We start from the raw sequence: 22,575 nt of genomic DNA on the forward strand, positions 1-22,575 counted from the left end.
GGTAACTACTCTAAGAATTCTTTCAGAGTCGAATTGGTAGTTTCAATTTCGTTGATGTTCTGGATATCAATTTCTTCCAGGTTCAACACTTTGCTTTTAGCATCTTTAAGATTGTATTTATCTTCTAAGAACAACACGGCCTTGATCGAAGATAGAGCAACTTCTAATTGCTTATCGTCCGGTTCTTTAGTCGTTAGTTTCTGAAGAAGCATACCAGGAGCACTCATGGCCCTTGCCCACCATTGATCTGAACACTTACCGGCAGTTTTAATGAGCTCATAGCTGATACCAGCAACTGGCAACATTAAAGCAACTTTAAACAGCACGGCCACAACGTGACGAAGAATCGGTGGAAGATTTGTTCCAATTGGTACCAGAGTAAATACCGCAGAGAACATGATGATAGAAATCAGAATTAAGAAGAAGATAAAACTAGTTCCGCAACGAGGATGAAGAGTTGTGAACTTACGAGCATTATCAACGGTAAGGTCTATTCCTGCTTCAAAGGTCGCAATAGATTTATGTTCTGCCCCGTGATACTGAAACACGCGATAAACGTCTTTCATGAACGAGATGCCCCAGATATAGCCTACGAAGATGGCGGCCTTCACAACACCGTCGACAGCATGGAAGGCAAAACTATCAAGTGTCCAGCTCTGACCGAACAAATCACCGATAGCAAACGCGATCATGTGGGGAGCAAATACAAATAGGCCAATACCGAAAGAGAAAGACACGGCCATGGTTAGAAAAGTGGCGATATCAACTTTCTCTTTTTTCTTTTGAGAAGCTTCAAACTCCTCAATGGTTTTACCTTTTTTAAGCGCCTTCTCTCTTTCTTCTTCCGCCATGGCAATGTTGGCCGAATAGTTAAGTGACACCAGACCATTGGCCATGGTTTCAACCAACATCAGAACACCACGAAGTCCTGGCTTCTTTAAGAAATCGAGTTTTTTCGAGAGACCATACCATTGATCGCGACGAAGACGGATGCTTCCATCCGGCTTTCTTACCGCCACCACAAATGCGTTTGGTGATCTCATCATCACACCTTCAATAACGGCCTGTCCCCCAATAGAGGTATATTGCTTTGTTGTTAGAAGGATGATGCGTTTAAGAGTCTTCTTCATTAGCCGTTCATTTTATCCAAGAAAGCGATATTGGTCTTCGTATCTTTCATACGCTCAAGGATAAATTCCATAGAATCCATAGTATTCATTGGGTTAAGTACCCGACGAAGTACGAACACTCTCTGAAGATCTTTGTCGGCCATAAGGAGATCTTCCTTACGAGTAGACGATTTGTTGATATCCAGACACGGGAATACACGCTTCTCCATAAGTTTACGGTCAAGCTGGATTTCCGAGTTACCAGTTCCTTTGAATTCCTCGAAGATAACTTCGTCCATTCTTGAACCAGTATCAATAAGCGCAGTTGCGATAATTGTAAGTGATCCACCATTTTCGATGTTACGAGCGGCACCGAAGAAACGCTTAGGTTTGTGAAGGGCGTTGGAATCCACACCACCCGAAAGGATCTTACCTGACGGTGGAACAACTGTGTTGTAAGCACGAGCAAGACGAGTGATTGAGTCCAGAAGGATCACTACGTGTTGTTTTGCTTCAACCAGACGTTTTGCTTTTTCGATTACCATTTCAGCGACCTGTACGTGACGAGTAGCAGGTTCATCGAATGTCGAAGAAACTACTTCTGCGCGTACGTTACGCTTCATATCTGTTACTTCTTCCGGACGTTCATCAATTAGAAGAACGATAAGTTTTGCTTCCGGATGGTTATCAGAGATTGAGTTAGCAATGTCCTGCATAAGCATGGTTTTACCGGCTTTAGGAGGAGCAACGATCAAACAACGCTGACCAAAACCTTGTGGAACGAAAAGATCGATCACACGAGTTGAATAGTTCGTTGGTTTTGATTCAAGTTGGATTTTCTTATTCGGATAGAGCGGAGTTAAGTTATCAAATAGAACCGTTGAACGGTGAGCTTCCGGATCACGGAAGTTAATGTGGTTTACTTTTAGAAGTGCGAAGTAGCGCTCGCCTTCTTTTGGAGTACGGATCTGACCTTCAATTGTGTCACCGGTACGAAGACCGAAACGACGGATTTGAGAAGGAGAAACGTAGATATCATCGGCACCTGGAAGGTAGTTATAAGATGGAGAACGAAGGAATCCGAAACCATCAGGAAGAATTTCGAGAACACCATCACCAAAAATCTCTTCATTATCTTTAGATTTTTTAGTGAGGAGCGAGAAGATAAGTTCGTGCTTTTTTAAACCGGCCGCGTTCTCAATCTGGGCCTCTTCCGCCATTCTGGTTAGTTCTTCAATGTCTTTTTCACGTAGTGCACTTAAATGCATTCTATCTCCAGGATTAGATGGAACTCTATTTGATTGTTCAGTCGGTGCTGAATGTCTTGGTTGATCGTCCTGATAACGCTGGCGAGGTTCCCCACGGTGCTCACCGCGATCTCCACCACGATTCTGTGGATGACGTCCACGAGGACCTTGATCTCCACGATCCTGGCGAGGTGGTCTTTGCTCGCGCGGTTCACGTTGTTCACGTGGCTCACGGGCCGATGCTGCTTCTTTCGCTTCAACTTCTGTTGGAGTTTCTGTCTCAGCATTCACGGTTTCGGTTTGATCATCTTGAACGGATTTTCTAGGTTTTTTGGTTGTCATGAAATTTTATGTTTGGGAATTTGGCCCTCGATTAAGATGGCCGGTCGATATAACTGTCTGATTCCTGACTATCTTAACCTGAAATGGACTAATGTCAATTTCTTGTTTCTGGCACCGTGAACAATTTCTTGATTTCAATGGGTTATAAAAATTTACCTTCCCACTAGATTAGTCCGTAAATTTTCCGTAAAATGAACGCATGCGAAAAATCATTCACATTGATATGGACGCTTTCTTTGCGGCAGTCGAAATGCGGGACAACCCTGCCCTTCGCAATGTCCCCATGGCCGTGGGTGGTTCATCAGATCGCCGTGGAGTGATTTCAACTTCCAACTACGAGGCCCGAAAGTATGGTGTTCGTTCCGCCATGCCGACCAAGACCGCCCTCAAACTTTGCCCTCATTTAGTACTGGTGCGCGGAAGAATGGCCAAATACAAAGAGGCCTCAGACATCGTGTTCGATATTTTTCATGAATACACCGATCTGGTGCAGGGCCTTTCACTGGATGAGGCCTATCTGGATGTTACTGATTGTGACATGTTTCAAAACTCGGCCACTTGGATCGCTCAGGACATTCGTAAAAAAATTTTCGAGCGAACCGGAGGCCTCACCGCCTCGGCCGGAATTGCTCCCAATAAACTTATCGCTAAAATTGCCAGTGACTATAGAAAACCAAATGGCCAGTTCACGGTTGCTCCTCAAGACGTAGATGAATTTATGAAATCCATTCCCATTGAACGGATTCACGGCATCGGAAAAGTCACGGCCAAACACATGCATGAGATGGGAATTAAGACCTGTCTTGATATGCAAAAGTTCACCCGCAGTGAATTGATTTATTACTTCGGAAAATTTGGGGACGCTCTTTTTGACTACTGTCGAGGGTTCGATGACCGCGAAGTTGAAACTGAATACGAACGAAAATCCTTGGGCACCGAAGAGACATTTGCCAAAGACATCACTAGTTTCGATGAGATGAAAATCCATGTGGTTCGCATGGTAGATGAAGTGAAAAATGACCTGTCTCGCTATGAAGACCGAGTGGTTAAAAACCTTCACGTTAAGATTAAGTACTTTGATTTTAAACAAACCACTATTGAACGACAGATGCCTTTCACTGAAGAGAATTTCGTCTATCTATTAGAGGAACGCTGGCATCAGGATCCTCGTCCAGTTCGTCTCCTAGGGGTTGGTGTAAAATTTGAGGAAGAAAAAGTCATGGATGAGAACAACTACCAGCTCTCACTTTTGACGGAACCTAAGCTTTAAGCTACAACGAAACCCATGTCAGAATTTGCACTACCAACCGATCACCCATTTCATTTAAAGACCGTTCTTGCGATGGATTTCGGTGAGAAATTTATTGGAGTTGCCACTTTCTGTGTGAACCGTGATCCCTTTCCCACTCCATATGGCAGAATTCAGAATACCGGTCCGGATGCCGTCATTAAGGAACTTAAACGCATCATTGATGATGAGTTTGTAGACATGATTGTCATTGGGCTTCCGCATTTGACCGATGGGCAAAAAACCAGCACTACGACCAAAGCGCAAAATTTTGTTAACTTTATACGGGAGCATTTTACTCTCCCTATCGAAGAACAGGATGAGACTCTCTCAACTTTTGAGGCCGAATCTCGAATGAAAAATTCCCCCCGCTATAATTTTCAAGTCGATCTCAAGCAAATTGACGCTGTCGCGGCCAGTGTGATTTTAGAAGATTTTATCCGCCGCACAAAGCATCGTCCTAGTTTATAATCTATTGATATAACTTCTATCGGATGGATTCGATGTTAAAGAAAACCCTATTTGCAACTTTAGTTGCGGCCCCTTTACTTGCTCTTATTATGCTCTCAGTAGTGGTGGCGTTCATTTTTAATCAAAGCTACACCGGCCCAGATAAAACCTTCACTGTAAAAAGCGGTGAAACTTTCGGAAGAATTAATAAGCGTCTTTATGATGAAGGTCTCATCTCAAACACCCGCGTGTTCCATTACTACGCCAAATACAAAGGTTTGATGTCGAAGTTTCGTGCAGGTAACTTCACCATCACGACTGGCTCAAACATGGGACGAGTATTAGATACACTTGTTTATGGCCAGCCTAATCTTACGAGTGTGACGATTCCGGAAGGAAAAAACATGTACGAGATCGCGAGGATTTTCGCGAATGCCGGCATCACTTCTGAGACCGCATTCCTAGATGCTGTTAAACACCCTGATCTTATTTCACAGTTAAGTATTCAGGCCAATAATCTTGAAGGCTATCTTTATCCTGAAACTTATCGTTTCGCTCCTAACACTTCTGCGAAAGCAGTGGCCAAGGCCATGATTGATCTTTTCAATGAGAGAACAAAGAACATTGATTTTAATCATCCCTTTCTGAATAAACATCAGGTCGTGACCCTTGCTTCGGTGGTAGAAAAAGAGACTGGCGCCAAAGTCGAAAGACCAGCAATCGCCGGAGTCTTCACCAATCGACTAAAGAAACGCATGCGTCTTCAGTCAGATCCAACAACCATTTACGGTATCTGGGCCCGTTATCAAGGAAACATCAAAAAGGCCGATCTTTTAGAGATGACTCCTTATAACACTTATAAAATTCCTGCTCTTCCCATGGGACCGATTTCAAATCCTAGTCTTGAAGCGATCGAAGCGGTTCTTCATCCGGCACAACATGATTACCTGTATTTCGTAAGTAAGAATGACGGAACTCACGTTTTCTCAAAGACCTACCAGGACCACGAAAAAGCGGTTCATAGTTTTCAGAGAAATGCTAAAGCGAGAGAAGGAAAAAGCTGGAGAAATCTTAAGCAGTAGAATTACTCTTCGATGAGAGATTCTTCACAAGATTCTGAAAGATCAGGAAAGGTCTTATTAACCAAGTCATTCCACATGAACGTGGTAGATTTTTTCACACTACGAAGGCTCTTGAGTGAAAACTGAAGAAAGAAATTTTCTTTCTTGGTCTCGACCTCGGCACCATAGATACGGCCGTAAACGTCCATGGCACGTTTGAAAGTGTTGCTTGGAAGCGACATTTCCATGACATAATTATTACGAGTATTATTGAGGGTCGCAATCCAACCAGTGAGTGGCTTAAAGCACTTTGGATACACTTCCACTCTCTGGTAATCACCATTTGGAATTAACTTTACACCAAAAGTGATATAGCGACTTATTGACTCCAGAGAAGATTCTAATTTCTTTTTAAGATCAGCGAAGCAGTTGTTGTTTGAAAGCATTTCCGAACGAAGGCGATCGACTTTGTTATAAGTCAGGTCTTTTGTACATTCCTTCTCGTCCAGCATCTCGCTGTCATTGATCGTCGGAGCACAAGCAAAGCTCGTAGCGTGGAACATCTGTCTTAAAGGATTCGTCAGAAGACCAGTTGATTCAAGATAGTTTCTTAACTTCACGTCCATATTGGTCGATACGACCGCACGAACTTTTCCCTTGGAATCAAGAATCGGAGCGCCGGTATTTCCGTTCTTCAGAGTACAGTTATTAAAAACCATGCTTGGCGAAGAAAGATTCGACGCCAATGGATTGATGTAAGTGTTATGGGCCGCCTCACAATACTCGCGACGAATGATGGCAGTATATTCATCCTGCTGATCCACAAACCAAGTCTGATATTCTTTACCGTTAGCGATACCTTCACGGCTGATACCTACCTGACGGCGGTTGGTAAGTGGAGAACTTAGTTGAAGGAAACTCACATTATCACGCCAAAGAATAGGGTCATTACCATCCAACTGAGATGCCTGAAGAACTTGCTTACAGCCCACTTTTTCGGCCGGGCGGTTGGAAGTTTTTGGGAAGAAGAAAAACACATCACGGCCGCAGTCCTGACCTACTAATCTCAAAAGACTTGGTAGGCAGCTAGAACTTGTGGCCACTGTATTTTCATTGACCAGAAAACCTGTACAGAAGTTCAGTTTGTTTCCATTAACGACGGCGATCTTAGTTAGATAATTAGGACAGGCCTGATTACCATCGCATGCTACTTCCTGACGAGAAAGAAGCATTTCCATTTCCGAAGGCTCTAAGGACGGATTGTAAGAAATTGTATCGTCATCGTTCTTGGCCTTCTTTCCGCAGCCAACGAAGACACCCATCCCCAACAATAGTGCAGTAGTTAAAAGTAAGCGCAATGGCATCAGTAGTCGGCTCCTGACTTACGGATGTGAACCATTGGTTTAGATTCTTCACTCATTTTATAAGAAGAGAGAACTTTGGCGTAAACGATGTCGTGATCACCCGGTTTTACGGAATCAATCATCTGACATTCAATGGCAGATTTGGCCTGATTTAAAATGATGCCGCCATTTGCTCCGATTTCATGCGGGAGTTCACTAAAAGGATTGTGGGCAGGGTCATACCCTTTCCAAAAATGCTTTAAATAAGTCTTATCGTGGTCACCCACAATGTTAATGGCAAAAGGTTTACCAGATTTGATCAGGTCGTAGGCCGGACGACCAGGCTTAATGGCAAGAGAAACGATTAATGGACTAAAAGAAGCCTGCTGAATCCAGCTGGCCAAATATCCATCAATTACACCCGTATCAGTGTCCTGAACGGCTACGATAAAAAGACCCGAAGGAATATGCCCAACAGAGGTAGCAATATCGCTAAGCAGCATAAATCCCCGTTTTCATTAATGTCATAATTAACCTTAACGATCCCTAAATGTATTTGTCAAATTTAGGGGCAAAAGAAGGCTTAACGCGGAGCTTTTTATTCAATTTTTGGTAAATTATTGCCGATAAGATGTGTCACTTGAGTCGTCTCCCCACTACCTTTAAAATAGAGGGAAGTGGGTCGATTTCAAGGCTCGTTTATTACTTGGACTCCAGGGAGGATCCTGTGGATAAAAAGAAATTGGAACATTTCAAAGAGTTGCTGCTGAAACATCGTCAGCAAATCTTGAATGTAGGCCTTCTTAATAAATCTGAGGACTTACATGTAGCGGAAGAGGATCTTTCGGATGAAACAGACCTAGCTTCTTCTCTTATTCAACAGCAACTAACATGCACGATTCGTGACCGCGAATATGCAAAACTTCGCCGAATCGATGCTGCTCTCGATAGAATCGCAGAAGGTACTTATGGCCATTGCGAAGAGTGTGATGAGGAGATCGGTATGAAACGTCTGGAGAACCAGCCGTGGGCCGAACTTTGTATTACTCATGCTGAAGAAAAAGAGCGTGAAGATTCACAGATTTGGAAGCAGGCCTAGTCCTAAAAACATCCAGTTAATGAAAGGACCCTTGAAGGGTCCTTTTTTTATGCCCAAAAGTTAGTGTCTATATATTAGACAACTCTCAGAAATCAGACACCTAAACCCACCTAACCCCTCAATACCCTATTCCCGAACTTGGCAAACGGCTTGCTTTACATATTTACACGGAAGCTTACTGGCTTCCCCTTTTGAACTTTAACCGTGGTAAGGATTGGGAATGAAAAAAGCTGTTAAATCACTCTTCGTAGTAGCCCTCAGCTTAAAGCTTTCAGTAGCAGCAGCTGCTGGTCTAGCTTACAACCCAGAACTTCTTATCTCTCGTTATGCTTCTTGGGGTATTGATCCAGACAAACACCTTGCTTCTATTAATCTAAAAGAATCATGGGGCAACTTCAAAAAGAAGAAAGATATCGTTGTTGCCGTAGTTGATACTGGTATCCAAGGTGACCACGCTTTCCTTATTAACAATATCTACGTTCCAGGCGGGAAAGTTTCATCAACAAATTTTGGTGTAGACTTCTCTGGCGAGAAAGTAACAAACGCTCCAACAGATGCTCACGGTCACGGAACTCACGTTGCCGGTATCGTTAAGTCGATCTTCCCAGAAGTTAAAATCCTGGCCCTTAAATATTACAATCCAAAAGCTTCTGGTCAGGCGAACCTAGATGCAACTATCAAAGCTCTAAAATATGCTGTTGATAATAACGTTGATGTCATCAACTACTCTGGCGGCGGCCCGGAAGCTTCAGTTGAAGAACTTCGCGTTCTTAAAGAAGCTGAAAAGAAAGGTATCCTTGTTATCGCAGCTGCTGGTAACGAGCGTTCAAACATTGACGACAAGCGCCACGCTTACTACCCGGCTTCATACGGTCTATCTAATATCATTACTGTTGGTGCTCACGATGATGGTCTTAACATCATCCCTTCTTCAAACTACGGTAAGAACTCTGTTGATATCGCAGCTCCTGGTCACCGCATCCGTTCAGCGATTCCTAACAACGGTGCTGGTTATATGACTGGTACTTCTCAAGCAACTGCTTTCGTAACTGGTGTTGCTGCTATGATTAAGTCAAAGCACCCATCTCTTAAATACGATCAAATCAAGAACATCATCCTTTCTTCATCTCTTAAAGTGAAAAACTTTGAAGGTAAGATCCTTGGTGCTGGTAAACTTGATGCTGGTCGCGCAATCGAACTAGCTGATCAAGTGAACAATAAACTTGGTACTCCAGCTGCTCGCGCTGTAGCTAACCGTTAATTATTACCCTACAATGAAGGGATGAAGTTAAAGTCCCTTTTTCTCTCTCTATCTCTGACTGTTGCCGCGGGCGGACTCTATGCCCTTTGTTATCCCTCTATTTTTGGTGATGGCTGGCTTCCCCTCTTATTTATAGCTCTGCCTTTTTTCCTGTGGCGCCTGGAAGTTGCTCCCAATGTGAAGAGCACTTTGCTGCATATTCTTGCCTACAACCTGGGTCTTAATCTTTTTGGTTTCTACTGGATTCCTCATACACTGCGAGAGTTCGGACAACTGCCTTGGATCATCTCAGTATTATTAGGTCTATCGTTCTCACTTATTCTTCAACCTCACTGGTGGTTGTATGCGGTTTGGAAAAGATGGCGTCCGGATTTTCAGTGGTACTCACAGAAGGGCATTCTCATCACGGCGTTTGTGATGACAATCATGGAGAGATACTTTCCGCAACAGTTCCCTTCGTATGCGGGCAGCCCGTGGTTAAATATGGCGCCTTATCTAGGTTTGGCCCCAATTCTCGGTGTCGTGGCTTTTAGTTTTATGACTTATTGGGTATCGCTAGAGACCTTCACGCAACTTGCCCTTAAAAAGTTTCGTCCCCAGGTGTGGATCGCACTTGTGGCCTTTGTTGCTTTGAATGCCATTTCTCCTCTGAAAGACACCCTTTCTGATAAAACTCTTCCAGTGCGAATTGTTCAGGCGAACATTGGAAACTTCCTGAAAGTTTCTTCTGAGAAAGGTGATGAAAACTCTTATCAGTCGATCAATAAAAAGTATCTTGATCTCTCAACAGTTCAAAATGGATTTAAGCCTGAACTCATCGTGTGGCCAGAGACGGCGTACCCAAATGCTTTTGTGGGTGAACGAACTCGTTTAGATTTTATTTTCTTAGACATCATGAACATCACGAAGGCAGAAATGCTGATTGGTGGATATGATCAGGATCCAACGAAGTCGCCATTTGATTTCATGGAGACGGTGTTTAATTCTTCAGTTTTGATGAGTGATAATAAGTTCAAAGTTGCTTATCATAAGAACATATTGATTCCCTTTGGTGAGACTCTTCCCTTTGGACCGTTTAATCGTCAGATCGTTTCAATCGTTCCGGCGGTTTCACTTTTTGCTCGTGGTGAAGGCATTCCTTTGATGGAAACACGAAAAGGTTACCGTTTTGTAACTCCGATTTGTTACGAAATCCTCGAGAGTAATTTCATGCGAGGCCTTCTAAATCAGTGGAAGGGAACGCATTTCATTGTTAACCATAGTAATGATTCTTGGTACGGCGATACTTCTGAACCTTATCAGCATTTGTTCTTATCAAAATGGCGAGCACTGGAGTTTCAACTTCCGATCGTAAGAAGTACCAATACAGGAATCACTTCTGTGATTTTCCCGGATGGATCTGAATCAAAGCGACTTGAAATCGGGACGGAAGGGACGCTGGATGTGAATGTTCCGATGGGAACTGGCCAGAGTACTCTTTATCAAGAGTATGGTGTTTTTCCAGTGGTGGGGATTTTCTTAGTTCTGATGCTGGTGACTTGGTTTATCGAGAGACGAAAGAACTGATCCAAAATTTTTGAGGTCAGTTTTATACAAATGAAGGTCTGTACCTCTGAAGTTGTATGAGTGGTACAGATGAAGGCCAAGTTTTTCACTCAGGCGAACACCTTCAGGACTCACACATTCAGCAAAAATAAATGAAGAGCTTGAAACTTCATTCTCATAACTTTTCACACCTCTGCACATCTGTTTAATCATGTAGGTCGAGGCATGAACGTTCTTTCCATAAATGGAATAAACAAAGAAATAGACCGGCGAATCTTGATTACGATCTAAATTGAAATCACTAAGTTCAAAGTCACCTTCGTCATTTTCATCGTCAGTAATTTTGTGAAGTCCCGTTTCATTGAAAGGAAGCACGATCAAGTGCCCGACTAATTCTTTATTAGAATAAATGACCTGGAAGAGTTCCGGGTATTTTTCTGAGAGAATTTTTAAGATGTGATCAGGGATGTGTTCTTGTTCCCCGTAAATGTCATCCATCTGTTCCGTGACTTCACGAAAATTCTGAGTTTCATTCAGGGAAACAAGTTTGTACTTCATTTGCTAAGCGATGAATTAAATCCCGCTTTGAATAAATCATGAAGTCTCAAGACCCCTTTGAACTCTCCTTCATCAACTACAGGAGCTACGTTCAATGGACGTGCTGGATTTTCCATAATTTTAAGAGCATCAAATGCAAGTGTATTAGAACCAACAGTTGTTGGTTTTGCGGTCATGATGTCCTTCACTGGAGTCTTAATAGCATCAGCAGATTTAGCGAAGGCGCGTCTGATATCACCTTCAACCAGAATGCCCAGCATTTTGGCCCCTGAAATAATGGCACACATACCGACTGGTTTTTGAGTCATAGCAAGAATGGCGTCTTGAAGAGTTGCTGTATCCGCGACAGTCGGGCAATCAGAGGCCTTGATCATTAAACGATCAACCGTAAGTGAAAGAGACTTTCCAAGGAGGCCCGCCGGATGATTCACGGCGAATTTTTCTTTCGAAACACCCATCACGTTCTCATAAAGGACGGCCATGGCGTCTCCCATCGCTAGTGCAAGGGTTGTACTAGTCGTTGGTGCTAGATCATTAATACAGGCTTCTTTTTCAACGGAAGCATCCAAAACAATTCCTGATTTATGCGCAATCGGAGAATCAACCTTTCCAACCAGTGCCACAATTCTTTCTTTTGGAATCTGCACGTAAGGAATCATATTAAGTAGTTCTTCAGTGGTACCAGATTTACTGATCAAAACGATGGCATCCAGTTTCGTCACTCGACCTAAATCACCGTGCATGGCCTCGGTTGGGTGAAGGAAGAAAGACGGAAGGCCCAGTGAAGAGAAAGTGGCCGCAATCTTTGTTCCGATGTGTCCGGACTTCCCTACCCCTGAAATAATCAAACTTCCGCCAGTGTTCACCAGCTGCTCGTAAAGATTCACAAGACTTTGCGCCTGTGTCTCCGTGAAACGAGATGCGGCCAGTTCTAGGGCCTGTGCTTCAGTTTTTAATACTTGGGTAAAGATGTTTTTGTGGTCCATGTGAGTTCCAAAAGAATTTCTTTTTATTTGATTCATTGATAACATAAAAAATATGAAATTTATTCTTTTAATCGTCATGATTCTGGGCCTAAGCGGATGCGCTAGTTATGAGAAATTCCGTCAAATCACGGAAGAGCTAGAAATTCCAACTAAGGTCTATAAGGCCGACTATAACCAAACTTGGCAGGCCGTGATTCAGGTCATGAGAAAGTTTGACATCGCACAACAGAACCAGGAAGCAGGTTTTATTAAGACCCGCTGGATGGACAATACTCTTGAAGTAAACTTTGCGGACTCTTTTGGTTCGGCGGATGCAGTAAAAGCAGCAAAATACAAACTGGTTGTTAACGTTGTTAAAGGTTTCAGAAATGGTCGCGAAGTGAGTAAAGTCACTGTCTATAAACGCCAGTTAATGGAACAAGATTTCCTTCAAGGATGGAAAGAAGTCCCGACAGACGGAATTTCTGAAAAGACTCTTCTCTACCGAATTGAGCGTCTGGTTGCCATCGACAACAGATTAAAGGAAATCGATAAAGCGCGCGAGAAAGAGCAGCTAGAAAATACTGGGATTCAGTAAACTCTTAGATTTTCTTATCGTTAGTTAAGGCCACTTTCGACCAGAACTTACGACGTTGTTCGACTGAATTTGGTGAAACTTCCCCAGTGATTTTTTCCAAAGAATAATCCAGATCTTCAATCAGATCCTGATATTTAGGTTTTTGAATCAGCTTTGCCAAAGGCTTCTGGGCCTTTTCAAATTTCACATCACCTACAGTGCGGATGATGCTTTTCACGATCGAAGTTCTCTTACGAGCGCCCTTCTCGCCAGTGTAGTTACTTTGGTCATACATCATGCTCCAAACATTTGGACCAAGAGAAGAAATTTTGAGCTGAGAAATATTGTCCAGGGCCTGTACTCTTACAATAAGAGAAGGATCTTTCAAGGCCTTAGCATAGACTGCGTGATACTCGGTCTGACGAAGACCAAGAAGAGCTTTAAGAGCGGCAACTCTCATCATCCAATGAGGATGATCAGCGAATTTTGCAATGAAAGGCGCTGATTTCGTTCCCATGACTTGCGCCAGAAGCATGGTGGCATGCCAACGGTTCTGTTCGGGATACTTACTGTCTTTCATCACTTTAATAAGAACAGGAACAGCTTTTTGACGATGTTTGAAAGTGTTGCGTTTTAACATGGCATGAAGTCCCGGAGTGCGAGCATCCATCATGAACATGTTCTGAAGTCTTTCCAAGGTCACGATGTCCTCTCTTACTAGAGGCATCGTTCTGCCGTTTGGGTCCTTTAAAAGTTGGATCTTTTTCTCAGTTGCAGCTGCAAATGAGAGCGAAGAAATCCCCATGAGACACACAAGAGCGGCAAGTTTCATTTTTACCCCAACATTTTTTCAAATTCAGATAGAAGATCTTCAGGAGTCTTATCTGATTTAGATTTGTCTTCAGTTTTCTGTTCGTTCATAGCGGCCAGCATATCGGCCTCAGAAGTATCTTCTTCCGGAGCTGCTTCAGCAGCAGGTTCTTCAGAAGCAAGGAAATCCTCTAGAGCATTTGTATCAGTGCTCTCAGCTGGAGCTGACTGGCCAAGATCGGCCAAAAGGTCTGAGACATCTGCAGTTGAAAGAATATTGTTTGGATCAATTGCTTTTGCTGGTTCTGGAGTCGGCTCAGGAGTCGGTGCCGGAGCTGCTGGGATCGTACCACCTTGGGCCGCAAGTGAACGCTTAAGTTGCTCGTTCTCTTGTTGGAGACGTTTTAAGTTCGCAAGATCATCTGAGATGATTTCGAATTCTTTCAAGCGATCGCGAATTTCATCACGCTCTCTTGTCACCATATCAAGTTCTTTCTTAAGGCCAGCGTCCCCTGCACCACCAGTAGGGCCTGCATTGTTACGAGCATCGGCCAGAAGCTTTTCAAGTTCTTTGATTTTGTTTTCAGCAGAATTCAAATTACCTTGAGATTGATTTAGTTTTGATTCGATTTCTCTTTGTGAACCTTGAGTTGAAGAAAGTTGTGATTCAAGTGAAGCAATATAGGCCTTCTTCTGATTGATTTCTTCTAGTAATGCAGTTGATGGAGCTCCTGAGACAGCAATTCCATCCCCACCAGCAAGATTCTGAAGAGGCATAACTGAAGGAACACTTCCACCAGCAACATCTAACCCGCCCCCTCTGAAAAGTGACGATTTAAGTGCGGTCGAATTTTGAATAATTGAATCTAAATAGCTTTTAACAACTGTTGCAGGAATTGCATGTTTTAGATTGTGGTATTTACGACGGTTCGAAAACCATAACCATAGGAAGAGAGTTGAAAGGATAATAAGAAAACCGAACTGAATGACCAATAGTTCAGGCCCAAATTTATCCATGTAATTAATGACTGAATCGAACACAACCCCTCCGTGGATATAGTTCGCTAGCGATAAACACGCTGCTTAGTGTTTACATTATCTAACCCATCAGAATTCTTGTCAAAGTAAAGAATTTTCTACTTGTTAAGGATATTCTTCAAAGGAGTGTAGAGAGCAGGGTCTGCCGCAAGGACAGAAACACCAAATGGATGATATTTTTCGCCCTTAATGTTTGAGATTTTTACTCCGGCTTCCTCGCAAATTAAACCAGCTGCGCCCATGTCCCAAGGTTGAAGACGGTATTCCCAGTAAGCATCGAGCATTCCGGCCGCCACATAACTTAGTTCCAAGGCCGCACTTCCTAAACGTCTCATGGCGCGAACTTCCGGAAAACTTTTCAGGAGATCCTTCTCCACTCGTTTACTCGTAAGATTGGCCGACAAAAGCGCTTCCTTAAAGACCTTCTTCGACTTGGTGGCTTTAAGGCGAATTTTAATTTCTTTGTCCCCTACTAACCGCATGAGATAGGCCCCGCCACCTCGGACAGCATAAAAGAGTTCACATGTCACAGGATTATAGACAACTCCCGCTAGAGTTTGACTGCCTTTATTAAGAGCGAGACTCACACAAAAGAACGGAACTTTATTGAAAAAATTATTGGTTCCATCCAGTGGATCAATCAGCCACAAGTACTGATCTTCATCTACGCCTTCCATTTTAAGTTCACGGGAAAATGCATCTTCTTCGGAGAGAATTTTATGATCAGGGAAATGAGCATGAATCTGCTTCATGACATAGGCCTCTGATAAAAGATCTGCTTCAGTGGCGAGACCTTGCTTCCCCTTGTCCAGAAGTTTCAGAGGCTCATTGTATGAACGGATCAAATGAGAATTAAGAATCTCTCCACACTCGAAAGACCACTCGATCATCAGTTCGAGAACCTGAGAAAGATCAATCGTGGTGTTTTTTTTCTTCTTCTGCGTTTTTTTCATGAACTAATTCTTCCAGAGTTTGAATTTCTTCTTCGGTCAATTTTTCAACCGGTACAGCATAGGATTCAGTCAACCACTGTCCTAAATCTATCAAGCGACATTTTTCCGAACAAAAAGGACGAAACTCCGACGAGTAATAATTAAATTTCTGCTTACAAGTGGGACAAGTCACCATCAATTGTTTCATTTGAGAACTCTTGCTTTTAACATTTCAAATTTATCTAACATGGCCTGACTATACTTTAATTCGTTGCCATCAATGTGGTCCACTAAAAACAGTCCACGGACAGAATTGGATCCGAAGACCAGATCGGCCTTAAAGACCTGTTCGATCCTGGATGCCACCTCTTCAGTGTCTTTAAAAAACTCTCTCGAAACTTCCAAAATCTTTTTTCTCATCACTCCCTCAAGAACGTTCGGACCAGGAGGCGGAGTAAAAAGCTTATCATGGCGAACCACAAAAATATTGGCCACTGATGATTCTAAAATCGTATCATCCGGGGCAAGAAACAAAAGATCATCATCTATCTCTGTTAGATAAATTTTCTGCGCCAGAATGGTCTCAAGATAATTTCCTGCTTTTAAGTAAGATGGCCACCAACGTGGACGCATAATTGCCGGACAGGTACGAAGTTTAAAAACTCCTTCGGTTCGTAATTTATCAAAATGGGTCGAAGATAAGTGCAGCTTTAAATCAGTTACTGAAATTAGCCCGCTACGGACAAGACCACGTCCCTGCTGTTCACGATAAACGGTAATGCGTAAGACCCGGTCCCCACTTTCAGAAAGCATGCGGGTCTCAAGCATGTTTTTAAACAAGGCGACCCACTCATCTGCGTCGGTAAAAGGTCCATACAGAAATTCAGTACCTTTTCGAAGACGATCGAAATGATATTCCCAATCCTTCAATTCCCCATTGAGCATTCGCACAGTGGTAAAAACCGATTCTCCGTACATAAATGCTCTATTATGAGTTTCTAACACTTTTACCTCTTAAAACTTGGCCAACGTTCAAATACTCATGATAGCGTTGATGAGGAGTTTCAAACTAGTCATTTTTATGATGCGACTAACCATCATTGGCTTTGGAAATCAGGCGCGTGCCTGGTCACAAAACCTCAAAGATTCAGGATTCCCCGTCAGAGTGGCGCTAAAGCCAGACAGCCCTTCCATTGAGACTGCAATCAAACTTGGTTTCAATGTTGTTGAAATTGGCAGCCCAGACTTTTATACCGGAGAGGCCTTTGCGCTTCTCACTCCTGATCTCACTCACCAGGATATCATGACAACACACGGCCACAAATTTCAAGAAGGCAGTGTGATTCTTTATGCTCATGGCTTCTCACTTTTAAAGCATAACTTTCATAAACGGTTCCCTCATCTGCAGCATGTTCTGTACGCACCCAAATCCATTGGTTCAGAACTTCGTCGTCAGTATGAATTGAAGGGGAAACTGGGCGCTGTTTATTCTCTGGAGTTTTTCCAGGGCGAAACCATGGCCATTGAAAAATGGCTCATGAAACTAGCACATGCTATGGGGATCAATATGGGCCCTTACATGACAAGCTTTGAACGTGAGACCCAGGCGGATTTATATTCTGAACAAGGACTTCTTTGTTCACTCATTCCCTACACTGCCGGCGAAATGTTTCGCCATTTAGTGGAAGCTGGAATTGAACCAGAGCTTGCCTACTTCGAGTGCTGGCATGAACTGAAACTCATTGTGAACGCCATGGTGGATAAAGGCCCAGAAGGTTTTTTTGATCTCATAAGTCCGAACGCGCTCATTGGTGCGGAAAAAGGTTATCACAAACTTTTCACCCCGGAATTTCACTCAAACCTAAGGTCTCTGTTTACAGAGATTCAGAATGGTAAGTTTAATCAAGAACTGGATGAGGCCAATCTGGAAGAGACACGAAAAATTATCCGTGAACGTTGGGCTAAATCACCGCTTATGAAGACCTTTCATAAAATTCATCAGGACTCTCCATGAAAAAATTAAATCTTCGTGACATCAAGAAGGCCAAAGGACAAAAACTTCAGGTCCTTACCTGTTACGATTTCCAAATGGCGCAGCTTTTTAACGAAACTGATCTGGACATGATCCTGGTTGGTGATTCAGTTGGAAATGTGGTGCTGGGATATGAAACAACGGTTGAAGTGACCTTAAATGAAATGGAAATTTTTGGTAAGGCCGTCCGTCGTGGAGCTCCAGATAAATTCCTCATCGTGGATCTTCCTTTTGGAAGCTATTCTACAGTTGTTCAAGGAGTTCACTCGGCGACTAAACTTTTCCAAACCACTCGTTGTGAAGCGATTAAACTCGAAGGTGCTTTCCCTTATCAATTAAAACTTATTGAACGTCTGACTCAGACTGGAATTCCAGTCATGGGTCATATTGGTCTAACTCCACAATCTGTTCACCAGCTAGGTGGCTACTTCACTCACGGTAAAACGGAAGACGATGGGGAACGTCTCATGAGAGAGGCCCGTGCTCTTCAGGCCGCAGGTTGTTTTTCTATCGTACTTGAGATGGTGGAAGAAGGAGTTGCAACCAGAATCACGGAAGAACTAAAAATTCCAACTATTGGAATTGGTGCCGGTAAAAAAACCGACGGACAGGTTCTCGTGATTAATGATCTTTTAAAAATGGGACAAAGAACTCCCCCTAAGTTTTGCCCGCCAATCGCGGACCACTATCAAGAAAGAAAAAATCTTATTACTCAATATCTCATCGACCAGAGAAAATAATGCAAGGACTGATTACTCTCGATTTCGGAAACTCTAACCCTCACGCCGGACTCTTTCAAAAAGTTCAAGGGAAATGGGACCTGATTAAAGTTGTTCCCTGGAGTGAACTACAAATTTATACCAATCAATTAGGTATGAGCGCTCACAACACCAGCGTGGTTCTGTGTGAAGTGAAAGCTCGTGAAGAAGAACTTGCTCCACTTCAAGAGCAAGGTTATCTCATCACTCGTGTGAAAGAATATTGGCGCGGAACTCGTTTCGCAGGCATGCCGGTGAATTACGCCAAGACACTTGGTGAAGACCGTCTGATTGAGGCCTACTACTGCTATAAAAAAGAAAAAATTCCAACTCTCCTCATCGACGCTGGAACTTTTGTGACCATGGATATCGTCACTGAAAATGGTTTTATGGGTGGCTATATCATTCCTGGAACTGAGGCCTACTTCTCGACTTATGGAAAAGGCGAACAACTTAAAGACGTTCCACTCACCTTAAACTTCAAACATCAACTTCCTCAGGAGACCGCTGACGCCATTACTGAGAGTTATTCCGCCTTTGCCGCGCTGGCCAAGAGCCTCATTTCAGAGCATAAAATTCAAAAAATCGTCCTAACGGGTGGTTTAACCAGCCTTTGGGAAGGATTTTTTACAGCTGAGAAAACCGGCCTAGTTGTGGAGGGACATCCCCATTTGATACACTGGGCCCTCCAATATTGGATGACTACTCAGATTGAGCCACTATGAACATTCTTTTAGGTATTTCTGGATCTATCGCCAGTTTTAAAAGTTACGACGTCGCCAGACAGTTGGTGAAGAACGGACATTCCGTAAAAGTCATTTTAACTAGTGGTGCCTTGGAATTTATTAAACCAGAAACTTTTCGTTATCTGGGTATCGAAGCGGTTTATTTACCGACAGATGATTTCCTTCCAGGAAATCTCTCGAAGTCTTCAACTGTGCTACACATTGAACTGGTGAAATGGGCGGATAAATTCATCATCGCTCCGGCCAGCGCCAATACGATTTCTCGTCTTGCGATGGGAATCACCAATGATCTTCTTTCTAGTGTGTATCTCGCCTATGGTTCAAAACCGGTACTGATGTTTCCGGCCATGAACACGCAGATGTGGCAGAACACTCGCATTCAAGATCACATTAAAAATCTTCAAGCACTTCCACAAATTGGAATCATTAATCCAGTTGCAGGACTTCTGGCCTGCGGAGACATTGGAAGTGGTAAGTTTCCAGAAGTATCAGCAGTCGTTGATTTGATTGAAACTTTTGATCCCACTATTCCTAAGAAACAAAAAGTTGTAATCACCGCCGGAGCAACTGCTTCTCCCCTTGATCCAGTGAGATATATCACAAACCCTTCAAGCGGAACCATGGGCATCTCAGTGGCGAAGGCCTTCCTGATGTCGGGCTACGAAGTGACCGTGCTTGCTGGCCATCAATGTACTTCTGCGATTGATAATCTTCTGGGCCATCCGAATTTTAAATTACTTAAGACTCCGACCACTGAGCTGATGAAACAAGCCGCACTGAAAGTGTTTCCAGAGTCTGATCTTTATATTTCAACTGGTGCCATTGCTGATATCGAATTTGATACGGCGACAATTAAGCTTAAAAAAGAAGCGATGGGAACTTCCCTTCCTTTCAGACAAGCGGCCGACATTCTGAAAGAAATCCTTTCAATCAGAAAGAAACAAAAAATTGTGAGCTTTGCGGCCGAGACCGAAACAACGAAAGAAGTTTTCCAAGAAAAAATGAACCGTAAGCCGGTTGATCTAATGATCGGGAACAAAGTGGCCAATGGTCTTATTGGAAGTCCTGAGGTCCAAGGTTTTCAGAAAGCTGAAGGTGAATACTTCTTCGTGGAACCTCAAGCAATCAAAGGTCCAGTTAAACTAAGTAAACTCGAACTGGGAAAAAAACTTGTTGCCTGGTTTGAAGGCAAGATCACATGGTAACTCTTGTTCGCACCACTCAAGAACTTAACGACATTCGTAACAAAGAAACAAGACCAGTTGGATTCGTTCCAACCATGGGAAATCTCCATCAAGGACACATTTCTTTACTCGAGCGCGCATTAACGGAATACGAGGTAGTTTACTTCTCTATTTTCGTCAATCCAAAGCAGTTTGGACCGAATGAGGATTTCAATCGTTACCCACGCACACTTGAGCATGACATAAATCTTATTACCGAGCTTGCGAAGCGTTTTCCCAATAAAGAGGTCGTCGTTTATTCTCCTAAGGACCCACAGGAAGTTTTTCCTGAGTCTAAGAATCAGAATGTTTCAGTCCTGGGTCTCAGCACTATGCTTGAGGGAAAAATCCGTCCAGGACATTTTGATGGAGTGGCTACGGTGGTATACCGTTTGTTTGAATTAACAAGACCTACATCGGCCTATTTTGGACTGAAGGACTATCAGCAATATCTGGTCATCCGCCAGATGGTGAAGGATCTTCAAATGCCAATTAAGATCATTGGTATGCCGATTATTCGCGAAAACGAAGGGCTCGCTCTTTCAAGTCGTAACCAATATCTGTCCCCTGAACAAAAATCGAGTTCGCTACTTATTTCGCGAACTCTTAACGAGCTAAAAAAGATCCTTAATCATAAACGAGAAAACCTTTTGAAGGCCCAAAGTTTTATTAGCGACACTCTCAAGGATCCAAATTGGAACTACCTTGAAATGAGAGACGCGGAAACGCTTTCTGAAGATGTAAATCACTCAAAACAAATTACGATTCTTGCGGTCTATCAAATGGGCACAACTCGCCTCTTAGACAACACGCAAGTGGAGATTCAATGAACCAAGAAGAATTTAAACTTCCACTGGGCCAGAAGGCCTCACTCGTTTCTCTGGTATGTGAGAAATTTGAAAGTCATTCGACGGTTCTAGAAACAAACAATTCTCTACGTGAATTACGGGAACTTTTAAAAACACTTGGCCTGATTGATGGCGAAGAATATGTTCAAAACCGTAAGCAGCTTGATCCCGCCACCATGCTGGGCGAAGGAAAGCTCAGAGAAATTGCCGATGCCGCCCGTGAAGAAGGCTCTACTGTTCTGGTATTTGATTTTGAGCTAACTGCATCTCAGATCCGTAACATTAAAGAAATCACCAAAATGGAAGTAGTGGATCGCAATACAGTGATCCTTGAGATCTTCGCTCATCACGCGCGAACGAAAGAGGCCAAGATCCAGATTGAGATCTCCCGTCTTCAGTACCTTCTTCCTCGCCTAACCGCCATGTGGGGTCACTTTTCTAAACAAAGAAGTGCCGGTGCGGCCCTCGGTGGTGAGGGTGAACAACAGCTCGAGCTTGACCGTCGTATGGTGCGTGAACGGATCGAGTTCTACAAAAGACAATTGGAAGAAGTTCAGAAGTCTCGTGAACAACAAAGAAAGAAACGCCAGAACCAGGCGGTAACTGCGGCCCTCGTGGGCTATACCAACGCAGGTAAATCATCTCTGATGAACCGTCTGTGTAAAGTAAATGTGTTGGAAGAAAATAAACTTTTCGCAACTCTAGATTCAACTTTCCGAACACTGAATCCAGACTCAAAACCACCCATGATCATGATTGATACAGTGGGATTTATTTCAAACCTTCCCAACACACTTATTCAGGGTTTCAAAACCACGCTTGAATCTGCACTTGAGGCGGATCTACTCGTGATTGTTTGTGATATTTCAGATCCCAACTATCAAAAGCACCTTCGTGTTACTCAAGAAGTGTTAAAAGAACTTAAGATTGAAGAAAAGCAACAGATCATTGTCTTCAATAAAAAAGATCTACTCAATGATCCAGTTCGTGCCCGGATCATCATGAGAAACTATCCAAATTCTTTTCTGGTTTCTTCTTATGATGAAGAAGACATGAAGAATCTTCGTGAATACATCATCAATTTCTTCCTCTCAAAACAAGATCACTACGATCTTTTTGTTCCTTACGAAGCAGGCGAAGCTCATTCGAGAATCAGAGGAAATGCGAACATCATTAACTCTGTCTCACATGAGCAGGGAATTTTTTATCGCATTCGTATTCCAGATTTTATCTTCCAACAACTCGGCCTCAATAATTTTATTTTGGCTCCGTCGGAAGCTAAAGATTGGGAAAATCCAACATCAATTTAGAAAAAATTTACTTGAGTAAGTGAGCGGAATCAG

At 43.1% G+C, this 22,575-nt stretch carries 24 protein-coding genes; 13 read left to right on the plus strand and 11 right to left on the minus strand.

Annotation, left to right across the window (positions count from 1 at the left end; all coding sequences use genetic code 11):
* Window positions 1-5 precede the first annotated feature (5 nt).
* Window positions 6-1,130 carry a DUF1385 domain-containing protein gene (locus ACJVC5_RS01350; protein ID WP_408097583.1) on the minus strand — a complete coding sequence of 375 codons (1,125 nt, stop codon included), beginning with the start codon at window positions 1,128-1,130 and terminating at the stop codon, window positions 6-8.
* The gene (gene rho, locus ACJVC5_RS01355) at window positions 1,130-2,698 is read right to left on the minus strand and encodes a transcription termination factor Rho (protein WP_408097584.1); all 1,569 of its coding nucleotides are present in this window, start codon (window positions 2,696-2,698) and stop codon (window positions 1,130-1,132) included. Before rho ends, ACJVC5_RS01350 begins: the two co-directional genes overlap by 1 nt.
* 199 nt (window positions 2,699-2,897) lie before the next feature.
* On the opposite strand from rho, the gene dinB reads away from it, so the two are divergent.
* The 3 genes from dinB to mltG are packed head-to-tail and all read left to right on the plus strand — an operon-like array spanning window position 2,898 to window position 5,518.
* Window positions 2,898-3,968 (plus strand): DNA polymerase IV, encoded by a 1,071-nt coding sequence (gene dinB / locus ACJVC5_RS01360; RefSeq protein WP_408097585.1) that lies wholly within the window; start codon window positions 2,898-2,900, stop codon window positions 3,966-3,968.
* A gap of 15 nt (window positions 3,969-3,983) precedes the next feature.
* Window positions 3,984-4,457, plus strand: a complete 474-nt coding sequence (ruvX, locus tag ACJVC5_RS01365; RefSeq protein ID WP_408097586.1) for a Holliday junction resolvase RuvX — start codon at window positions 3,984-3,986, stop codon at window positions 4,455-4,457.
* Between the two features lie 32 nt (window positions 4,458-4,489).
* Window positions 4,490-5,518, plus strand: coding sequence for an endolytic transglycosylase MltG (gene mltG / locus ACJVC5_RS01370; RefSeq protein ID WP_408097587.1), 1,029 nt, complete (start codon window positions 4,490-4,492; stop codon window positions 5,516-5,518).
* 2 nt (window positions 5,519-5,520) lie between these two features.
* Here mltG and ACJVC5_RS01375 read toward each other — a convergent pair whose 3' ends face one another.
* Entirely contained in the window at window positions 5,521-6,861 is a 1,341-nt protein-coding gene (locus ACJVC5_RS01375; protein ID WP_408097588.1) for a trypsin-like serine protease, read from the minus strand.
* Window positions 6,861-7,343, minus strand: coding sequence for a flavin reductase family protein (locus ACJVC5_RS01380; RefSeq protein ID WP_408097589.1), 483 nt, complete (start codon window positions 7,341-7,343; stop codon window positions 6,861-6,863). The genes ACJVC5_RS01375 and ACJVC5_RS01380 overlap by 1 nt, the downstream gene beginning before the upstream one ends.
* A 224-nt stretch (window positions 7,344-7,567) precedes the next feature.
* Between ACJVC5_RS01380 and ACJVC5_RS01385 the strand changes: the two genes are divergently transcribed.
* From ACJVC5_RS01385 to lnt, 3 genes are all read left to right on the plus strand, one after another.
* Window positions 7,568-7,939, plus strand: coding sequence for a TraR/DksA family transcriptional regulator (locus tag ACJVC5_RS01385; RefSeq protein ID WP_408097590.1), 372 nt, complete (start codon window positions 7,568-7,570; stop codon window positions 7,937-7,939).
* A gap of 220 nt (window positions 7,940-8,159) precedes the next feature.
* On the plus strand, window positions 8,160-9,200 hold the full coding sequence (locus ACJVC5_RS01390; protein ID WP_408097591.1) for a S8 family serine peptidase: 1,041 nt from the start codon (window positions 8,160-8,162) through the stop codon (window positions 9,198-9,200).
* 21 nt (window positions 9,201-9,221) lie between these two features.
* On the plus strand, window positions 9,222-10,766 hold the full coding sequence (lnt, locus tag ACJVC5_RS01395; protein WP_408097592.1) for an apolipoprotein N-acyltransferase: 1,545 nt from the start codon (window positions 9,222-9,224) through the stop codon (window positions 10,764-10,766).
* Here the strand turns inward: lnt and ACJVC5_RS01400 are convergent.
* Window positions 10,719-11,303: a hypothetical protein gene (locus ACJVC5_RS01400; RefSeq protein ID WP_408097593.1), complete on the minus strand. Its 585-nt coding sequence runs from the start codon at window positions 11,301-11,303 to the stop codon at window positions 10,719-10,721. The two genes, lnt and ACJVC5_RS01400, sit on opposite strands and share 48 nt — an antisense overlap.
* Window positions 11,300-12,289, minus strand: a complete 990-nt coding sequence (locus tag ACJVC5_RS01405; RefSeq protein WP_408097594.1) for a KpsF/GutQ family sugar-phosphate isomerase — start codon at window positions 12,287-12,289, stop codon at window positions 11,300-11,302. Before ACJVC5_RS01405 ends, ACJVC5_RS01400 begins: the two co-directional genes overlap by 4 nt.
* A 52-nt stretch (window positions 12,290-12,341) precedes the next feature.
* Here ACJVC5_RS01405 and ACJVC5_RS01410 point away from each other — a divergent pair, with 52 nt between their 5' ends.
* Window positions 12,342-12,866: a hypothetical protein gene (locus ACJVC5_RS01410; RefSeq protein ID WP_408097595.1), complete on the plus strand. Its 525-nt coding sequence runs from the start codon at window positions 12,342-12,344 to the stop codon at window positions 12,864-12,866.
* A gap of 4 nt (window positions 12,867-12,870) precedes the next feature.
* On the opposite strand, the gene ACJVC5_RS01415 is transcribed toward ACJVC5_RS01410, so the two are convergent.
* The 5 genes from ACJVC5_RS01415 to ACJVC5_RS01435 form a co-directional block, all read right to left on the minus strand.
* Window positions 12,871-13,677 (minus strand): HEAT repeat domain-containing protein, encoded by an 807-nt coding sequence (locus ACJVC5_RS01415; protein ID WP_408097596.1) that lies wholly within the window; start codon window positions 13,675-13,677, stop codon window positions 12,871-12,873.
* Window positions 13,678-13,679: 2 nt separating this feature from the next.
* Window positions 13,680-14,696 (minus strand): hypothetical protein, encoded by a 1,017-nt coding sequence (locus tag ACJVC5_RS01420; RefSeq protein WP_408097597.1) that lies wholly within the window; start codon window positions 14,694-14,696, stop codon window positions 13,680-13,682.
* Between the two features lie 95 nt (window positions 14,697-14,791).
* The gene (locus ACJVC5_RS01425) at window positions 14,792-15,646 is read right to left on the minus strand and encodes an inositol monophosphatase family protein (RefSeq protein ID WP_408097599.1); all 855 of its coding nucleotides are present in this window, start codon (window positions 15,644-15,646) and stop codon (window positions 14,792-14,794) included.
* Window positions 15,606-15,833 (minus strand): DNA gyrase inhibitor YacG, encoded by a 228-nt coding sequence (locus ACJVC5_RS01430; protein ID WP_408097600.1) that lies wholly within the window; start codon window positions 15,831-15,833, stop codon window positions 15,606-15,608. Before ACJVC5_RS01430 ends, ACJVC5_RS01425 begins: the two co-directional genes overlap by 41 nt.
* Window positions 15,830-16,630 (minus strand): aminotransferase class IV, encoded by an 801-nt coding sequence (locus ACJVC5_RS01435; protein WP_408097601.1) that lies wholly within the window; start codon window positions 16,628-16,630, stop codon window positions 15,830-15,832. Before ACJVC5_RS01435 ends, ACJVC5_RS01430 begins: the two co-directional genes overlap by 4 nt.
* A gap of 76 nt (window positions 16,631-16,706) precedes the next feature.
* Between ACJVC5_RS01435 and ACJVC5_RS01440 the strand changes: the two genes are divergently transcribed.
* From ACJVC5_RS01440 to hflX, 6 genes are read left to right on the plus strand one after another with little or no spacing between them, the layout of a single operon-like run.
* On the plus strand, window positions 16,707-17,639 hold the full coding sequence (locus ACJVC5_RS01440) for a hypothetical protein (protein ID WP_408097602.1): 933 nt from the start codon (window positions 16,707-16,709) through the stop codon (window positions 17,637-17,639).
* Window positions 17,636-18,397 (plus strand): 3-methyl-2-oxobutanoate hydroxymethyltransferase, encoded by a 762-nt coding sequence (gene panB, locus ACJVC5_RS01445; protein ID WP_408097603.1) that lies wholly within the window; start codon window positions 17,636-17,638, stop codon window positions 18,395-18,397. Before ACJVC5_RS01440 ends, panB begins: the two co-directional genes overlap by 4 nt.
* Entirely contained in the window at window positions 18,397-19,140 is a 744-nt protein-coding gene (locus tag ACJVC5_RS01450; protein ID WP_408097604.1) for a type III pantothenate kinase, read from the plus strand. Before panB ends, ACJVC5_RS01450 begins: the two co-directional genes overlap by 1 nt.
* The gene (gene coaBC / locus ACJVC5_RS01455; RefSeq protein ID WP_408097605.1) at window positions 19,137-20,366 is read left to right on the plus strand and encodes a bifunctional phosphopantothenoylcysteine decarboxylase/phosphopantothenate--cysteine ligase CoaBC; all 1,230 of its coding nucleotides are present in this window, start codon (window positions 19,137-19,139) and stop codon (window positions 20,364-20,366) included. The genes ACJVC5_RS01450 and coaBC overlap by 4 nt, the downstream gene beginning before the upstream one ends.
* Window positions 20,360-21,214 (plus strand): pantoate--beta-alanine ligase, encoded by an 855-nt coding sequence (gene panC / locus ACJVC5_RS01460; RefSeq protein ID WP_408097606.1) that lies wholly within the window; start codon window positions 20,360-20,362, stop codon window positions 21,212-21,214. Before coaBC ends, panC begins: the two co-directional genes overlap by 7 nt.
* Window positions 21,211-22,542 carry a GTPase HflX gene (gene hflX / locus ACJVC5_RS01465; protein WP_408097607.1) on the plus strand — a complete coding sequence of 444 codons (1,332 nt, stop codon included), beginning with the start codon at window positions 21,211-21,213 and terminating at the stop codon, window positions 22,540-22,542. The genes panC and hflX overlap by 4 nt, the downstream gene beginning before the upstream one ends.
* Window positions 22,543-22,575 lie beyond the last annotated feature (33 nt).

This window comes from Peredibacter sp. HCB2-198 (assembly GCF_045999315.1).
Lineage (GTDB): Bacteria > Bdellovibrionota > Bacteriovoracia > Bacteriovoracales > Bacteriovoracaceae > Peredibacter.